Raw genomic sequence first — 16170 nt, 5'->3', positions numbered from 1 at the left:
TTAACACAATCAGACCCAAGCCAAACCAAAACCCCGCCGTTTTATAAAAGTGCTTATTAAAAGTAAAATTCATTTTCCTCACGCCTCTCAACAGCTAATCTGGAAACTGCAGGCTAATTATAATGAACTTTCCCTTAACAGCTGACTAATCACCTATTTAAAAGTTAAGTCACCAAAAAATTCGAAAATGCTGAGCGATATCTGACACACCTTATCAATGAAAAATGGTCCATTTTTACTATGATTTTAGCAACAAAAAAGGACCAAGCATCCGCTCAGTCCACAAAAATTAATCAACTACTAATACACTCGTCTTTGAATTATGAACCACATAACTCGTGGTGGATCCCATGATAGCTCGACCTAGCCCGTGAGCCCCAGAACGCCCAATTACCGTTAAATCAGTATTGAGTTCTTCTGGCAGCGTCACCGCGATCGTTGGCTTTGGTAAGCCGGTCTTGAACCGCGTTTCCACGGGAACCCCCGACTCCTTAACCTCTTCAACGGCGCTATCCAAGAATTTCGATGCGGCTTCCTTGAAGTGGGTCACAATTTCACTGCCAAATTCCGCGCCGTAGTGGGCATAGGTCTGATCACTAGCGACGGAAACGATGAACAGCTTTGATCCCAGCTTTTGGGCCAATTTGGTTGCCTCCACCAGTGCTTTGTGGGCATTCTTACTCCCATCCATTGGTACTAAGATCCGTTCATACATCATATCCCGTCCTTTCCATATTAAACCATCAATGTGGTATCGCTTTCAACACCTTTATCATAGCAATAAATAAGCCTAGTTGAAAGGTAAATGCACAAATTTTCACGAGATTTTTAGGGTTTCGCGCAAATGTTTAGCCGATTCTCATTCTCGCATTATTTCCCGTTTGTGGTAAGATAAATCAAATGACTGAATTAGAAGGATGGTTTCAAAAATCATGAAAAAGCTTTTACTGGGTACCCTAGGGTTACTTGCCTTAACTCTGGCCGGCTGCTCAAACAACCAACTTACCACCAAGAAGACCAGCTACCACCCGACCGCCCTGACCGCCGTGGTTAAAGGGAATGCTAGCGTCAAACGGGTCACCTACCAAATTGATCAGGGGCCAAAGCAATCCGTTAAGGTGCATAGCGGTGCTTATTTCTTCCAAGTTCCCGCCGCCACTAAGGATCAAACCGTAAAGATCTCCGCCGGCAGCGCTAAGAAGACTATCACGGTCAAAAAAGTCCGGGCGCTAGGCAACTACAAGACGCTCGCTGCCAAGTATAACCAAATGGTGGTCGCTTCTTACCTGCCAACCAAGGTGCAAAAACAATTACAGGACGCGCAAAAGACTCAGGCAGCCACTAAGAAGAAACTGACCGCCTTAGCTAAGACTGATCCAGCCGCCGCTGCAGCCGCTATGCAACAGCAACAAGCTGCGGCCAAGCAACTGCAAACGCAGATGGCTACCGCTAAGAAAAAGGCGAAGGATCAGCTTTTACCGACCACAACCAAAGATGGCGTAAAGAACCTGACCGCCACCAAGTACACCACGGTACGGGCCAACGTTCAGGACGGGAAGCTCATGGGATTAGCCATGATCACCCCGACCAAGCAAATGAAGACCAAGACCGGTCAGAAACAATTTGGGACGACGTTTGCCTTATTGGGAACCACTCTAAAGGCCAAACCCAAGTATGTGATCAACAAGTTTGAGAAGGTCTTGAAGGACGCCAAGAAGAAGAGTACGTCGACCACGACTAAGACGATCGAGTCTAATGGCATCCGGTTCAACACCGGCTTCTCTACCGACGATCTCTACATTTACATGACGAAGTAATTCAGCGACTAGAGTCTGGGACAAAACACCCAGACTCTTTTTGTGCTCCGAACGTATATGGCCGAAACGTGGAACCAAAGGCAGTCAACTCCGCTTAACCCCGATAGCCAAACAATCCAAGCCCGGGATTATTCGGCTATCGAAGCGCCGTTCATGCTCATTGACTAACCGCCTTTTGCTCCACTCTCTTTATGTTGGCAAACACTCGAATTCCCCCTAGTTAGCGCATACCCTAAACCAGATAACAAACTGAATTGCCCTAACCCACCCTCTCCAAGGGTAATCATTTTTATCCCTAGCAATCAGGCGGCATAATAACGGTATGCTGAGGTGGTGAATAGAGACGGCAATTCAGCACATCAATATTTGCCAAACCGGCTAGATTCGTTTTCAAGGGGGAGTTATTATGCAAAACGAAGAAAGAGTATTTGAAAATTTTCTGCGGCAGTATCGGGAGATTTTTCGAGTATTGATCAACGCGGCCGAACAACTTACTGGACAGTATTCAGTGAGCTTCGAGCAATATCTTCTGTTGAAGCAAATTCATGAGCAACGCAATATTACGCTCAGTGAATTGGCCGATTCCACGCGTACCACTCGTTCAGCCGCTGCCCGAAAGTTACGGGCATTGTTGTTAGATGGCTTTGTGGAGCAGGAAGCCAAGATGGACGACCGACGGGTAAAGTATTTGCGGTTAACTGACAAGGGGACAGCTGTCGAACACGATATCCATCAGGCATTTTTACAGAGCGCGGAGACTTGGAATCAGATTCCAACCAGCCTAACCGCTGCGGACATCACCGAGTTCTTCACTCAGTATCAGCAAAACATTGCGGTTTGGGATCGGAACCGGCCAAAATTTCAGCGGCCCATTCTCAATGCTAAACGCAACGTTGAGTAGTCTGTCACGTGATTAGCATTAAAGTTAGTTTCAACGATCGCGGGGGCTGAGCCGTTTGGTTCAACCCCCGCGATGCTTGTGACAAAAAAATTCCCTTTTATCTACAAAAGGGTTAACCTGTCACTAATGACTATTTTTAAGGAGGATTCCCTATGCGTATTAATCATTTTGCTTCTGATGCACCATCCGCTGCCGACTTTCCAGTTGACGAATCCCTGTTAACTCAGGACTTCTACGATGCTGTCAACGGCAAGTGGGCTGCTCAAGCCACGATTCCCGGTGACCACGCCTCGACCGGTGGCTTCATGGATTTAGCCGATAACATTGAACACACGTTAATGCACGACTTCAGCGACCTATTGGCCGGTAAATTAACCCCTGCTAATCCGGAAATGGCAGAGTTCAAGAAACTCTACGGCATGACCAGTGACTTCGCGCAACGGGAAAAGACGGGCACCGCCCCACTCAAACCGTGGTTAGCTAAGATTGAAGCCTTAAAAGACCTCGACGATCTCAGTGACCATCTGGCGGAATGGCACCGTTTAGGCCTGCCCGTTCCCGTGGGCGTCGGCGTTGAGCCCGATATGAAGGATACCAGTCGCTACGCCCTTTACGTGGATGCGCCCGACCTCTTCTTGCCTGATAAGACTTATTACAGCAAGGACAATCCCGCTGCCAAGCAGTTAATGCCGATCTTCACGCAAACGGCTACTAAACTACTTGAAATGTTGGGGTATGAGCACGTCAAGGCCACAACCATTGTGGAACAGGCTAAGTCCTTCGATGCTCAGATTGCACCGCACGTGAAATCCTCTGAAGAAGCTGCTGATTACGTCAAAGTTTACAATCCACGGAAATTGGCAGACGTTGATGCTAAGGTCAGCGCTCTCGATCTGACGGGTGCCATTACTGACTTGCTGCATGACACACCAGAAACGGTGATCTTACCACAGCCTAAATTCTTCGATGCCGTTGATGACATCGTTACCCCCGCTAACTTCGAGGCGATCAAGAGTTGGATGCTGGTGAACACTGCCTTTGACGCAACGGGTCTATTGACCGAGGAGTACCGGCAAGTGGGCGGTACCTACAGTCGTGCCCTGTCCGGTAAAAAGGAAGCCCGTTCACAAGAAAAGGCCGCTTACTACCTCGCTATGGGCAGCTTCTCCCAAGTTGTTGGTGACTATTACGGTCGGAAATACTTTGGTGAAACTGCTAAGCGCGACGTCCATGACATGGTGGTCAAGATGGCCAGCGTTTACCAGAACCGGCTCAAGACCAACGATTGGCTCAGCAAGGCCACACGTGAGAAAGCCATCGTCAAGTTGCAAAAGCTCACGATCAAAGTTGGTTACCCTGACAAGATCGATCCCCTGTACGCCAAGTTCAAGGTCGACACCACGAAATCCCTCTTCGATAATTTGCAAGACTTCAGCGAGATTATCCTAGCCGATCACTTCGCGCACTGGGGCAAGCCGGTTGATCGTGACAAGTGGGAAATGAGCGCTAGCACCGTCAACGCTTACTATTCACCAACCAACAACGAGATCGTCTTCCCTGCCGCAATCTTGCAGAAACCATTCTACAGTCTCGACCAATCCAGTAGCGCCAACTATGGCGGAATTGGGGCCGTAATCGCGCACGAAATTTCCCACGCGTTCGATAACAACGGGGCGCAATTCGATGAATTTGGGAACCTAAACAACTGGTGGACTGAGGCTGATCTCGCCCACTTCAAGGATCTGGCAAAGGCCATGATCAATGAGTTCGATGGCATCCCATTTGCCGGTCAAAAGGTTAACGGTAAACTGACGGTCTCCGAAAACATTGCCGATGCAGGTGGCTTGAGCTGTGCGCTGGAAGCTGCCAAGTCCGAAGACGACGTTGATCTACGGGCCTTCTTCATCAACTGGGGCAACATTTGGCGGATGAAAGCGACTAAGGAATACATGCAGCTCCTATTGTCAATTGATGTCCACGCCCCCGCTAAGCTACGGGCCAACGTGCAAGTCAAAAACTTGGCCGACTTCTACAGCACATTCAACGTGCAACCAGAAGACGCCATGTACTTGGCACCAGCTGATCGGGTAAAGATTTGGTAGTTGCCTGATCACTTAAAATCGCAATAACTTATAAATATAACGGATAAGACACCTCGTGCATGAATGAGATATCTTATCCGTTTTTTGTCATCTAAACCAGTCACACTCCGGCTGCCAGGGATTCCGCCTGCTGTGGGGACGCTTCAGACTGGAAGAACACCAGTCTTCTCGCTCGATTTGAAGCCACGAAAAATGCGTGTCTTCAAAGTCGCCCGTGCTGTAAAGCTGGTTAAAATCGCCAGCTAACACCACTTTCACGGCCGGCTCCATCCCTGGCCTCCTCCGGCTCTGATTGTGGTTTTCCACGACAATCGTTAAGAAGCGTGGTTACCTAACATTTTCAGCTCGACCAATAACGATCATAACGGCTACTACCTCAGTTGTCTAAGAGTATCCGTGTTAGCCGCAAGGTCGGTAGATATGGGCTCAGGCGCGTCGTCCTACTTAGCAGTGAGCGGACTTCTCGCTGGCTTAGTAGAAAACCAAGCTTGGAGACTCGGTACTTTCGAGGCTTCAAGTTGCGTTCGTGCCGTTCCAGCCCATATCTGTCGACCGGTAAGTCGTAAGGAACCACCACGTTGCCCAATCTTAATCGGTTCTACTGCAGTTCGTCGTATAAAAAATGAGGTCGAGACACGCTCGACCTCATCACTAGCTTATTTAACTGTCGGTAGCGTGCTCTCACGCTCAATCAGCTTCGTGCCAATTGTCACCCGTTGCGGTGTACTACGGCCCGACTGTAAGCGGTCAGCCACCAAATCAGCGGCTTCTGCGCCCAGCATCTCCGTATTCACGTGGACGCTACTTAATTCTGGAAAGACATACTTGGCAATGGTCGTGTCGTTAAAGCTGAAGAGACTTACTTGTTCTGGCACCGTGATGCCATTTTCACGTAAAGCCTTCAACGCTCCGGCCGCCATGGGGTCGTTTGTCACGAAGAATGCCCGTGGCAAATGCTTACCCAAGCGTGTGATCGCTGCCTGCATTTGCTCGTAGCCCGACTCAGACGTGTAGTCGCCAGTGAAAACCAGCTTGGGATCAAACACCCCGCGGGACTGCATCTCCTGGCAATAGGCCGTGTACCGTGGGTCGATCACCGCCAATTGATCATCGGTGGTCGATTCGCTCCCACAGATCAACCCAATCTCTCGCTGATCATGCTGCCAGAAGAAATCAACGACCTGCTGCACAGCGATGTCAAAGTCTGTCACCACGCTATCATAGCCGTGGGCCAGCTGATCTTGATCGACAAAGACCAAGTTAGCCGTTAGCTGGGACAGCGTCGTCACCTGCTCGTCACTGAATTTACCAATCGCAATCACGGCATCGACGTCTGGATCAATCGCCTGTAGATTATTTTGGAACGTCCGCGTAGCCAGCATATTGAGCTGCTCACACCGCTTCTCTAAGCCCAACCGGATCGCCATGTAGTACAGGTCATCCAATTCTTTAGACTTTGAATACCACTGGACAATGGCAACCCGCAGCTGCTTAACTGGTGCATTGGCCCGACGCTTGGACTTCGTGTAATTCAGGTTCTCGGCGACCTCGAAAATTTGGTTTCTGGTCGTTTCACTCACCGATAACGTCCGGTCATAATTCAAGACCCGCGACACGGTTGCTAGTGACACCCCGACTGTATTCGCAATATCTTTTAACGTGGCTGCGATCGCCATCATCTCCTGATCATGTTTAGAGTTGCGCGATAAATTTATCTAGGGCCGCTTGTCCCTGAGCATCCCGTTTGAAGACCCCTGCATCAGCTAATACCCGAGCAAACGTATTGCCAATCGCTTGATGCACAACGGCCGTCACGTTATCTGCAGTAATGGTCTGTTGGCGTTTCAACTGATCAGCCCAAGCTTGGTGCATTGGGGCAATCTGGTTGGGCTGGTCCAGCAGGTACTTGCTGACCTCTGCCATTTCTGACTTCAATCGAGCAGGTAGAATGGCCCGTCCCATCACTTCGATTAACCCAATATTTTCACGCTTAATGTGCTGAACATCCTGATGCGGATGGAAAATACCGTCGGGATACTGAGCCGACGTCTGATTATCACGCAAGACCAAGTCTAACACATAATCGTCCCCATCACGGTAAGCAATTGGGGTAATCGTATGATGGCGAGTACCGTCTGTGTAGGCGCGAACGTCAACGCTCTCATCGGAGTAATCAATCCAGCTCTTCAGAATCTTCGTTGCCGCCGTAATCAAGGGCTCTGGTTGTTCGCCGCGCAGCCGAATATCCGTCATCGGCCACTGCACGATCCCAGCTGTCACACCAGCGACGTTAACGTCAATCGACCGATCCAACGGTGCCTTCATCATTGGGAAGGTATGCTTGCCCCCCTGATAGTGATCATGGGTCAACATAGACCCACCCACGATCGGCAAATCAGCATTGCTGCCCACGAAGTAAGTCGGCAGCTGCCGGACAATTTCTAACAAGTTGGTAAACGTATGTTGATTAATGACCATTGGCCGATGTTGTTTAGCCAAGAAGATCGCATGTTCAGCGAAGTAGGCATACGGGGAGTATTGGAAGCCCCAGGTTTCACCACCTAACATCATCCGAATAATCCGGTGGTTACTTCGTGCCGGATAACCTAAGCGGCCTAAATACCCTTCGTTGGTCATGCATAGCTGGTCCAACGGGTAACTTACCTGCTTTTGCGTTTGAGCAGCCGCAATGGCCTTCGGATCCTTTTCCGGTTTCGACAGGTTAATGGTGATCTCTAGCTCACCAGCTGGCGTCTTTGCGGGGAAGACCACGTTGCGGGCAATGTTCCGGGTTTTAATATAATTGTTGGCCTGACTCAGTTGGTAGAACCAGTCAGTTGCCGCACTGGGACTCTGTTGATACCGATCCCAAAAACCCCGGTTGACCGCTGAAGGTAGCGGCGTCATCAAATCCATTAATTGTGATTCCAGGATTTCTCGTGGGCTCGGCGCATCTTCAATCTTGCCATTCGCCACGGCCGTATCAACCATCGCGGCGACCAAATCAATGGGATCGGCACTCACTGCCGCTCGCGCTGTCCCGTCACCAATCAAGGCAAAGATCCGGTTGGTCACGTACTGCCGATCTAGCTCTGTATAGGGCGCTGGTGAACTCACGATTGCGTCAATAAACGTTTGAATTGTATCCTGTGCCATTACTTAACCGCCTCGTTTTGATCATCATAGCCAGCTGGATGCTTCTGCTTCCAATTCCAAGCCGTCCGGATGATGTCTTCAACGTTGTCAAATTGTGGTTGCCAATTCAAGATCTTCCGCGCCTTATCACTCGCAGCGATCAACGTGCTAGGATCACCAGCCCGCCGTGGGGCCATCTTGGCAGGAATTTCCTTCCCGGTAACTTTACGTGCCGCTTCCAGCATTTCTTTGTTGGAGAAGCCAGTAGAAGAGCCCAAGTTAAAGGCATCGCTGTCGTGACCTGCCTTGAGATATTCCAGCGCTAAAATATGCGCATCAACTAAATCAACGACGTGAACATAGTCGCGGATGTTAGTCCCGTCTTTAGTAGGGTAATCGCCACCGAAGATCGACAATTCTTTGCGTTCGCCCGCAGCGACTTGCAGAATGATAGGGATTAAGTGGGTTTCGGGATGGTGATCTTCACCAATGCTCCCGTCTTCCTTGGCACCAGCCACGTTGAAGTACCGCAGCGCGATGAACTTGATGCCGTAAGCTTCGTCAGCCCACCGCATAATCTTTTCCATCATTAGCTTACTTTCACCATATGGATTGGTTGGCACTTGTGGGTCCGTTTCCTTAATTGGAATCTGCTTAGGTTCACCATAAGTCGCCGCCGTCGAGGAGAAGATAATGCGTTTAACGTTATGCCGGTGCATCACTTCAAGTAAGGAAACCATCCCCGTCGTGTTGTTATCAAAGTACTTCAACGGCTTTTCCATAGATTCCGGAACGATTGAGAACGCGGCAAAGTGCATGACGCCTTCGATATCTTCCTTATCGAACACATCATTCAGGAACTTTTGGTCCCGCACGTCCCCTTCGTAGAACCGAGCTTGGGGGTTAACTGCGGCCCGGTGTCCCGTTACCAAATTATCGACAACAGCAACATCGTAACCTTTTTCTACTAAACGATCTACGGCGTGTGACCCGATGTAACCGGCGCCACCTAAAACTAAAACTGTCATTGATCAATTCCTCCTCAATTATGTCTGTCGTTAGCTAACTTTATTTTAACCTGACTCTCAATTTTAATTAAGTCCAATCGCCAAAGATTCCTGTTTACTTTTGCAATTCCTTAGGACCATCCGCAATCTCTGCGACGTAGAATTCGGCTGGATGACCGATCGTTGCTTCGTAGACTTGGCCGACTTTAGCCTCAAAGTCCTTGACGTTGGCTTTCTTGACGATGGCAATCGCACAACCGCCGAAGCCGGCACCCGTCATCCGCGCACCCAAGACGCCAGGTTGTTGCCAAGCGGTCTCAACCAACGTGTCCAGTTCCTTCCCGGTTACGGCAAAGTCGTAATTAAGGGAAACGTGCGAGGCATTAATCAAGTGGCCGAAGCTCACCAGGTCATTGTCTTGCAACGCCTTAAAGGCCTTCAGGGTCCGTTGATTTTCAAACACCGCATGCCGGGCCCGTTTAATCAACGTGTCATCGTTAATCAGATAAGCATTTTGGTCAAATTGATCTTCGTCCAAGTCGCCTAACGTCTTAATATCTAACTTAGTTTGCAACCGGCGCAAGGCTTCTTCACACTGCGCCCGGCGTTCGTTGTACTTAGAATCCGTCAACTCCCGACGCTTCTTCGTGTTCATGATCACCACGACGTTGTCACCCAAGTTGAGGGGCGCATATTCGTAGGCCATCGTATTGGTATCCAGCAGGATGGCTTGATCCTTCTTCCCCATCCCGATGGCAAATTGATCCATGATCCCGGTGTTTAAGCCAAAGTAGTCATTTTCAACTTGTTGGCCCACCTTGACCATTTCAACTTCATCCAACTTCATGCCATAAGCGGCGTGCAGGATCTCCCCCATCAACATTTCCATTGACGCGGACGATGATAGGCCCGAAGCATCTGGCAAATTACCGTGGACAAACAAATCAAATCCGTGGTCAATCGTCAAATTTTGCTTAGCTAACTCGAACAACATCCCTTTCAGGTAGTTGGCCCAATTGTCAGCCTTATCAAACGCTAAATTGTCGAGGGAGAAAGTCAGCATCCCCGCGTCCGGCACGTTAGCTGAATAAACCCGGAACTGTCGATCATCTCGATCGGAGTAAGCAGCGTAGGTTCCCATACTGATCGCAGCTGGGAAAACGTGTCCCCCGTTGAAATCAGTGTATTCACCGATCAAATTGATACGGCCGGGAGAGAAGAACACCCGCTGTGGTGCGACGTTAAACTTTTCTTGGTATTCAGTTGCTAAGCTGGTGAAATCCATGGCGATTAACTCCTTATAAATTTTTAGTAAAACTTTACTGTTATTAGCATAGTCGCTTTTAATAACATTGTCAATTAATTTTTAAAGCGCTTTCTTTTTTTTGTTAACACTAACCACGAATGGCTTGGCATTGGCCCCTCAATCAATATGCCAATCATCTTACCTTCATAGTTCTACAGAAAAACCCCAGATACTTATTCTGAGGTTCTCCACATTTTAACTAATTATTCAATTCAGCTTTCTTATCAGCCGCTTCTTCAGCATTTTCAGTCTTAATTTTCTTTTCCAACTTCTTCACGATTTCCGCATGCTTCTTTTCGGATAAGGTGACCTTGAACTGGTAGATCAATGCCGATACCACCAATAAAATCATTGGCATGTAGAAGATAAAGGAATGGAAGATGAACATGCCGTGAGCCGTAATTTCACTGGGCTTGGTATTACCCGTCATCCCTGCTTGAACCGCAGCGATAACTACAATTCCCGTCGAGAAGGCCCCGGCTAACTTATCAATCAAAGGCCGCACGGACAACGTTACGGATTCGTTCCGCGTCCCATTCTTCCATTGTCCATATTCCACACTATCGGTAATGGTCATTAGCGCTGCTAAGAAGATCATTGGGTATGGGAAGAAGAAGATCGCATCCGCAATGTACATCATGATCGCACTAGTGCCGGCAAAGTTGAACAGCAGGTAGCCCACTAACATCATGCAGATACCGCCGACGTAAACCCCACGCCGCGTGATCTTGGCAACGATGATTGGAAACAGGGGAACGGAAACGATTCCTAAGATAGCCGTCACACCGCCGATGACACTATAAGCATTTGAATTGCCAATGACATAACGGAAGTAGTAGATCAACAGTGAATTCGTGACCACGTAGCTCAATGCGAAGAGCAGGTAAGAAAAGCCTAACCACATCAATTGGTCATTTTCACCAATCACTTTGAAGACGTCCCGGAAACGCGTCCGTTCCGTATTCTGCCGAATTAAGCTCTTGGTCTCTTTCGTCCCAAAGAAGGTAGCCAAGGCCCCTAACAGTGAAACCAGGCCAATAACGATGGCAAAACCTAACCAACCAGCACGGGTCTGCGTATCACCATGCGTGCCGGAGAACTTCTGTGAAAAGTAAATAACCAGCGGCATAATTACAATAATGACCCCTTGGGAACCTAAGGTCGACCCGAAACGGCCAACTGTCCCAAACCGGTTACGAATCTTAGTATCCACACTCAAGGCAGGCAACATGGACCAGAACGAAATGTCTTTGAATGAGTAGAAGATATCCATGATCACAAAGACAATCCCGAATACCAGAAAGTAAAGCGAGGTATTCGAATCCGCCAAGCCAAACAGACTGGAGAACATCAGAATCAGTCCCACTGAACTGACAATGGCCCCGGCTAACAGCCATGGCTTGAATTTCCCTATTTTGGTGTCGGTATTATCAACCATCCCACCGATCATAGGGTCAAAAGCAATTTCAATTAACCGAATGACCACCACCATCGTCGTCACAATACCGGCTTCAGCAGCGGAACCTTTTCCAACAAACAAGGCACTGGTTACAAAGATAGCAAAATAAGTATTAAGTGTTGCGTAGAAGGCATCGTGTCCAAACGCCCCTAAAGCATATGAGAGATATTGCTTAACCATTGCTCTTTCCTCACCTTTCAACGATCGACTTATTTCTAATCACCAACGGCCGCACTAGCTTAGTGATACCGATGTTCAATGATCTTTGACAAAACATCTTCCCGTTGCTGTGCTTTAGCCATATCAAATCGAGTTTCTTCCAACTTGTTAAAGTCTTGCGCGAGTAACGTGGCTTCCAGGTAAAGGGTCAGCTGTCGCTTAATGTACAGCTTATTTTCTTCATCTGGATACTGGGTATTCCCGCCCAAAACAGCCGCAGCAAACTTCTCTGGATTCAACGTAATCTTGTCATTCTTAGCCATCTTGACACACCTCTATTTTCCAAAATATATGAGACTAATTCTAGCGGTAAAAGAGACACTTGCATTTAACTAAAATGAAAGCGCTTTACGGTCCTTATTCTAGGCACTTAGGGGGCTTAATGCAACCACTTTTATTGTGAAAAATATTCATAGTATCGTGTGATTGAGCAACGTTGACCAGTTGCAACCGGTTGTCTAATTTTGATAAAAACTTTAGTAAAGCAATTAGTAAAGCGCTTACTTATGGTCGATGCTCGCTGAAACTCTTTTTAATCCGATGAAAGCAAGTGAAAGGCTGGTGTGGCTGATCAACAACCGTTTGCCCAAAAATCACCAACTTTTCTGGAATAAAAAACAGCTAGCCCCAACGGACTAACTGCTCTCATGTTTAGAACTTACTAATCTCGCTTCACTCGATAACGAACATGATAGTTGTATCTCAGTCGTCTGAAAACACTGTGTCAGCCGAGAGGTCGGCAGATATGGGCTCAGGCGCGTCGTTCTACTTAGTCAGTAAGTGAATTGCTTACTGGCTAGTAGAAAACCAAGCTTGGAGACTCGGTATTTTCGAGGCTTCAAGTTGTGTTCGCACCGTTCCAGCCCATATCTGCCGACCGGTAAGGCGAAGAAAACACAGTTTTAGACCAACTGTGATGACCTACTTCACTGAATCGACGTACTGCTTCAATGCCGCTTCGTAGCCGGCAAGCCGCTTTTGCGCTGCTTTATCGGTCTGATCGCTGGTTCCAATATAGAACTTAACTTTAGGTTCCGTCCCAGAAGGCCGAATGCAAATCCAAGTGCCGTCGTCTAGCCAGTACTTCAAGACGTTGGACTGTGGCAGATCAATCTTGCTGGTCGTGCCATCTACTTCAGTCTTGGTGCTAGTCGAGAAGTCTTCAACCGTCGTGATCGCGCTGTCACCGAAGGACTTCGGTGCATTTTCGCGGAATTCACTCATCAAGTGGGCCATTTGATCGGCGCCATCGACACCAGGGAACTCTTCAAACGTGGTCTTCTCAGCAAAGTAGCCGTAGGTCGCGTACAGTTCCTGAATTCCATCGTACAGGGTCATCCCCCGTTGCTTGTAGTCAGCGGCGACTTCTGCCAATAGAACGGTGGATTGAATAGCATCCTTATCCCGGACGAATGGCTTGATCAGGTAACCGTAACTTTCTTCAAAACCAAATAGGAAGGTGTGGTCATGGTTGGTCTCATACTGATGAATCTGTTCGGCGATAAACTTGAAGCCCGTCAGAACATTCTTCATCTCAACGCCATAAGCCGCCGCAATCTTCGTGGCCAGTTCAGTTGATACAATCGACTTCACGACCCGTGAGTTGGCTGGCAACTGCCCCGCCGCCTTGCGTGCCTTTAGGATGTAGGCCAGTAAGATTGAGGCGATTTGGTTCCCGGTCAACAATTGGTAATCACCACTAGGTTCCCGTACCGCGGCCCCTAACCGGTCTGCATCGGGGTCGGTCGCAACCAAGAGGTCAGCGCCTTCCTTTTTCCCCAACGCAATCGCCATGTCAAAGGCTTGGGCAAATTCCGGATTAGGGAATGGCACCGTTGGAAATTCAGGATCGGCAATGGCTTGTTCTGGAACCATGGTGAAGTTCTCAAACCCGGCGCCCCGTAAAGCCCGTTCGCCGATGACTTTCCCCGTCCCATGAAGTGGCGTGTAGATCAGTTTCATCGTTTTCCCCACGGATTGAATTAAATCGGGGTTGATCGTCACGCTTTCGACGTTTTTCAGGTAAGGTTGATCGACGTTTTCACCAATGATCTGCATCGTCTTGTCAGCTCGCAGCTGTTGTTCGTCGGCTACTTTAATGTCAAAGACATCCTTAGCTGATCGGACAAAATCCGTGATCATGTCGGACGCCTTAGGTGGCATTTGCCCGCCATCTGGCCCGTAGATTTTATAGCCGTTGTATTGCTTCGGATTGTGGCTCGCGGTAATCATGATGCCCATCGCTGTATGTAAATGCCGAACGGCAAACGACAATTCTGGCGTAGGCCGGAGATCATCAAACACAAAGCTAGGGATATTGTGTGCTCCCAAAACGTGAGCCGCTTCATGGGCAAACTCCGTTGAATGGTACCGGGAATCAAAACTAATGGCAACCCCGCGTTGCTTGGTTGCTTCATCCAAGGTATCCAGATAACGGGCAACCCCTTCAGTTGCTTGCCGTACCGTGTACACGTTCATCTGCCCAATTCCAGGGCCCATGACGCCACGCATCCCAGCGGTTCCAAAGCTCATGGGACCACTAAAAGCCGCCTCCAATGCCTTAGGATCATCCGCGATTGCGTCTAATTCCCGCTTGATGTAAGGAATCATCGTGGGTTGTTGTTGCCAAACTCGATAATTATCTTGCCAACTCATCTAAACCTCTCCTTTTTACTTAACGTTTTATCTGGGTGGCTATGATACTGCCTCACTAGGCAGCTTAGCGTGAACCCAGACACCATCGCCAGTTAGCACATCATTTGAGCCACTCCCCGATGTGAACTGGAAATTAAGAATCAACATCACTACTATACCAGCAACGACGCAAACTTTATACCAGACAGACCGAAGTTTAACCCAGCTACTCGCTAAATTCCGGGTCTTCTTTAACGATTATCGCGCCACACTACGGACGACGCCAAGCCTTGATTTAATCCTTGTTATCCGCCAAATATTGATAAGCAATCGTGTGGGTGACTGGGCGATTGGCGGGCAGAACAATGTCGCCGAAGTCAGCGTGATGAATTGCATCTGGCAACGCTTGGGCCTCCAAGGCTAACGCATTGTAATCCCGGACCTCTGCGCGTTTAGTATCCGTGGGGTTAGCCGTGAAGACGACCAAGCCGTCACGATCAGAGTATACCGCAACCCGGCGGTGACCCGCGGCATCCCCGATAGCGGCAATTGGCGTGGTGGCACTTGGCTTGACCACAAAGGCGTCATCGTATTCGACTTTACCGTCTTTCTTGAGTTGTGCTAACCCATCCGCAATCGTCCGTGGTTGGCTGAAGTCATAACCCGTGCCAGCCGTTGGCAACTTTTTACCGCTAGGTGTTTTATCCGCATTAAGTTCCAGCCGTTGATTGCCACTCAGCAACAACCATTGTTGATCAATACTGCGTTGATCATCGGTCACGTTAAAGTAGGTGTGAATCGTCGGGTTAAACAGCGTGTCCGCATCACTATTCCCCGTAAAACTGATTTCTAGCCGATTATCGGCCGTCAAGGTGTAGGTGATGCTGGTGGTTAACGTCCCCGGGTAACGATCCTCAGCTGGCGTCACCGTATGGGTCAGAACAACGCTAGCCGTGTCAGCCGTCTTTTTGGTTTCACCGGACCAGTTCACGTTTCTAAAGCCGTGGGAACCCCCGTGAATGGCATTCTTGCCCTCGTTGGCTTCCAACTGAACCGTCTGACCATCGAGATCAAACTGCGCACCGGCAATTCGACCAGCGCCCCGGCCTAAAGCTTGGCACAAGCAGTATCCATTGTGGTCGTAAGCGGCAATATCCGACTCACCGACCACTAATTGTTGGCGCCGATCGCCTTCAACAACACTGAATTCTTGCAGAGTGGCCCCCCAAGTCAAAACGCTCACTCGCGTCCCTTGTTGATTAGTTAACAGGTACTTGGTGACGGGTTGTTCTGCGATAGTCCCAGCAACTTCTTGCGTAATTTCCATGATTGCTTTCCTCCAATTTAGAATCCGTTTTCATTGTATAATAATCAGCTGGTCAGTACCAATTTATTTGTGACGATCAATGTGCCTTCCCACAACCTTTTACTCGTAAAAATACTGACACTTTTACTGGACTTATCATTTGATTATTAGCCTGAATTATTCACCAGAAACTCCAAAATCCCCATCAAACACATGATTCAAGTGCTTGATGGGAATTTTACGTTTTCACCTTTTAAGTGCAGAAAAAGAGCCTCAGCTCTGGT

The 16170-nt window shown here is 48.7% G+C and carries 12 protein-coding genes; 3 read left to right on the top strand and 9 right to left on the bottom strand.

The window, feature by feature from the left end:
- Positions 1–289 precede the first annotated feature (289 nt).
- A complete protein-coding gene (locus HF569_RS10650) occupies positions 290–715 on the bottom strand; it encodes a universal stress protein (RefSeq protein WP_168849766.1) in 426 nt (141 codons plus the stop codon).
- 217 nt (positions 716–932) lie between these two features.
- On the opposite strand from HF569_RS10650, the gene HF569_RS10645 reads away from it, so the two are divergent.
- The 3 genes from HF569_RS10645 to HF569_RS10635 all read left to right on the top strand — a co-directional run bounded on the left by HF569_RS10645 (position 933) and on the right by HF569_RS10635 (position 4820).
- Complete coding sequence (locus HF569_RS10645; RefSeq protein WP_168902408.1) at positions 933–1817, top strand: hypothetical protein; 885 nt, start codon at positions 933–935, stop codon at positions 1815–1817.
- Between the two features lie 406 nt (positions 1818–2223).
- Entirely contained in the window at positions 2224–2718 is a 495-nt protein-coding gene (locus HF569_RS10640; RefSeq protein ID WP_168849764.1) for a MarR family transcriptional regulator, read from the top strand.
- Positions 2719–2870: 152 nt separating this feature from the next.
- On the top strand, positions 2871–4820 hold the full coding sequence (locus HF569_RS10635; protein ID WP_168902407.1) for a M13 family metallopeptidase: 1950 nt from the start codon (positions 2871–2873) through the stop codon (positions 4818–4820).
- A gap of 656 nt (positions 4821–5476) precedes the next feature.
- Here HF569_RS10635 and HF569_RS10630 read toward each other — a convergent pair.
- The 8 genes from HF569_RS10630 to HF569_RS10595 form a co-directional block, all read right to left on the bottom strand.
- Entirely contained in the window at positions 5477–6490 is a 1014-nt protein-coding gene (locus tag HF569_RS10630; RefSeq protein WP_168902425.1) for a LacI family DNA-binding transcriptional regulator, read from the bottom strand.
- Positions 6491–6512: 22 nt separating this feature from the next.
- Positions 6513–7976, bottom strand: coding sequence for a UDP-glucose--hexose-1-phosphate uridylyltransferase (locus HF569_RS10625; RefSeq protein WP_168849762.1), 1464 nt, complete (start codon positions 7974–7976; stop codon positions 6513–6515).
- On the bottom strand, positions 7976–8983 hold the full coding sequence (gene galE / locus HF569_RS10620; RefSeq protein WP_168902406.1) for a UDP-glucose 4-epimerase GalE: 1008 nt from the start codon (positions 8981–8983) through the stop codon (positions 7976–7978). The genes HF569_RS10625 and galE overlap by 1 nt, the downstream gene beginning before the upstream one ends.
- Positions 8984–9077: 94 nt before the next feature.
- The gene (locus tag HF569_RS10615; RefSeq protein ID WP_168902405.1) at positions 9078–10247 is read right to left on the bottom strand and encodes a galactokinase; all 1170 of its coding nucleotides are present in this window, start codon (positions 10245–10247) and stop codon (positions 9078–9080) included.
- Positions 10248–10467: 220 nt separating this feature from the next.
- Positions 10468–11907, bottom strand: a complete 1440-nt coding sequence (locus HF569_RS10610) for a glycoside-pentoside-hexuronide (GPH):cation symporter (protein ID WP_168902404.1) — start codon at positions 11905–11907, stop codon at positions 10468–10470.
- Positions 11908–11966: 59 nt separating this feature from the next.
- Complete coding sequence (locus tag HF569_RS10605) at positions 11967–12209, bottom strand: hypothetical protein (RefSeq protein ID WP_057735164.1); 243 nt, start codon at positions 12207–12209, stop codon at positions 11967–11969.
- 658 nt (positions 12210–12867) lie between these two features.
- Positions 12868–14601 (bottom strand): phospho-sugar mutase, encoded by a 1734-nt coding sequence (locus HF569_RS10600; RefSeq protein ID WP_168902403.1) that lies wholly within the window; start codon positions 14599–14601, stop codon positions 12868–12870.
- A gap of 274 nt (positions 14602–14875) precedes the next feature.
- Positions 14876–15907, bottom strand: a complete 1032-nt coding sequence (locus HF569_RS10595; RefSeq protein ID WP_168902402.1) for an aldose epimerase family protein — start codon at positions 15905–15907, stop codon at positions 14876–14878.
- Positions 15908–16170 lie beyond the last annotated feature (263 nt).

This window comes from Levilactobacillus tujiorum, from assembly GCF_012641185.1.
In the GTDB taxonomy this organism is placed as follows: Bacteria; Bacillota; Bacilli; order Lactobacillales; family Lactobacillaceae; genus Levilactobacillus; species Levilactobacillus tujiorum.
This window is presented reverse-complemented; position numbering and strand designations above follow the sequence as displayed.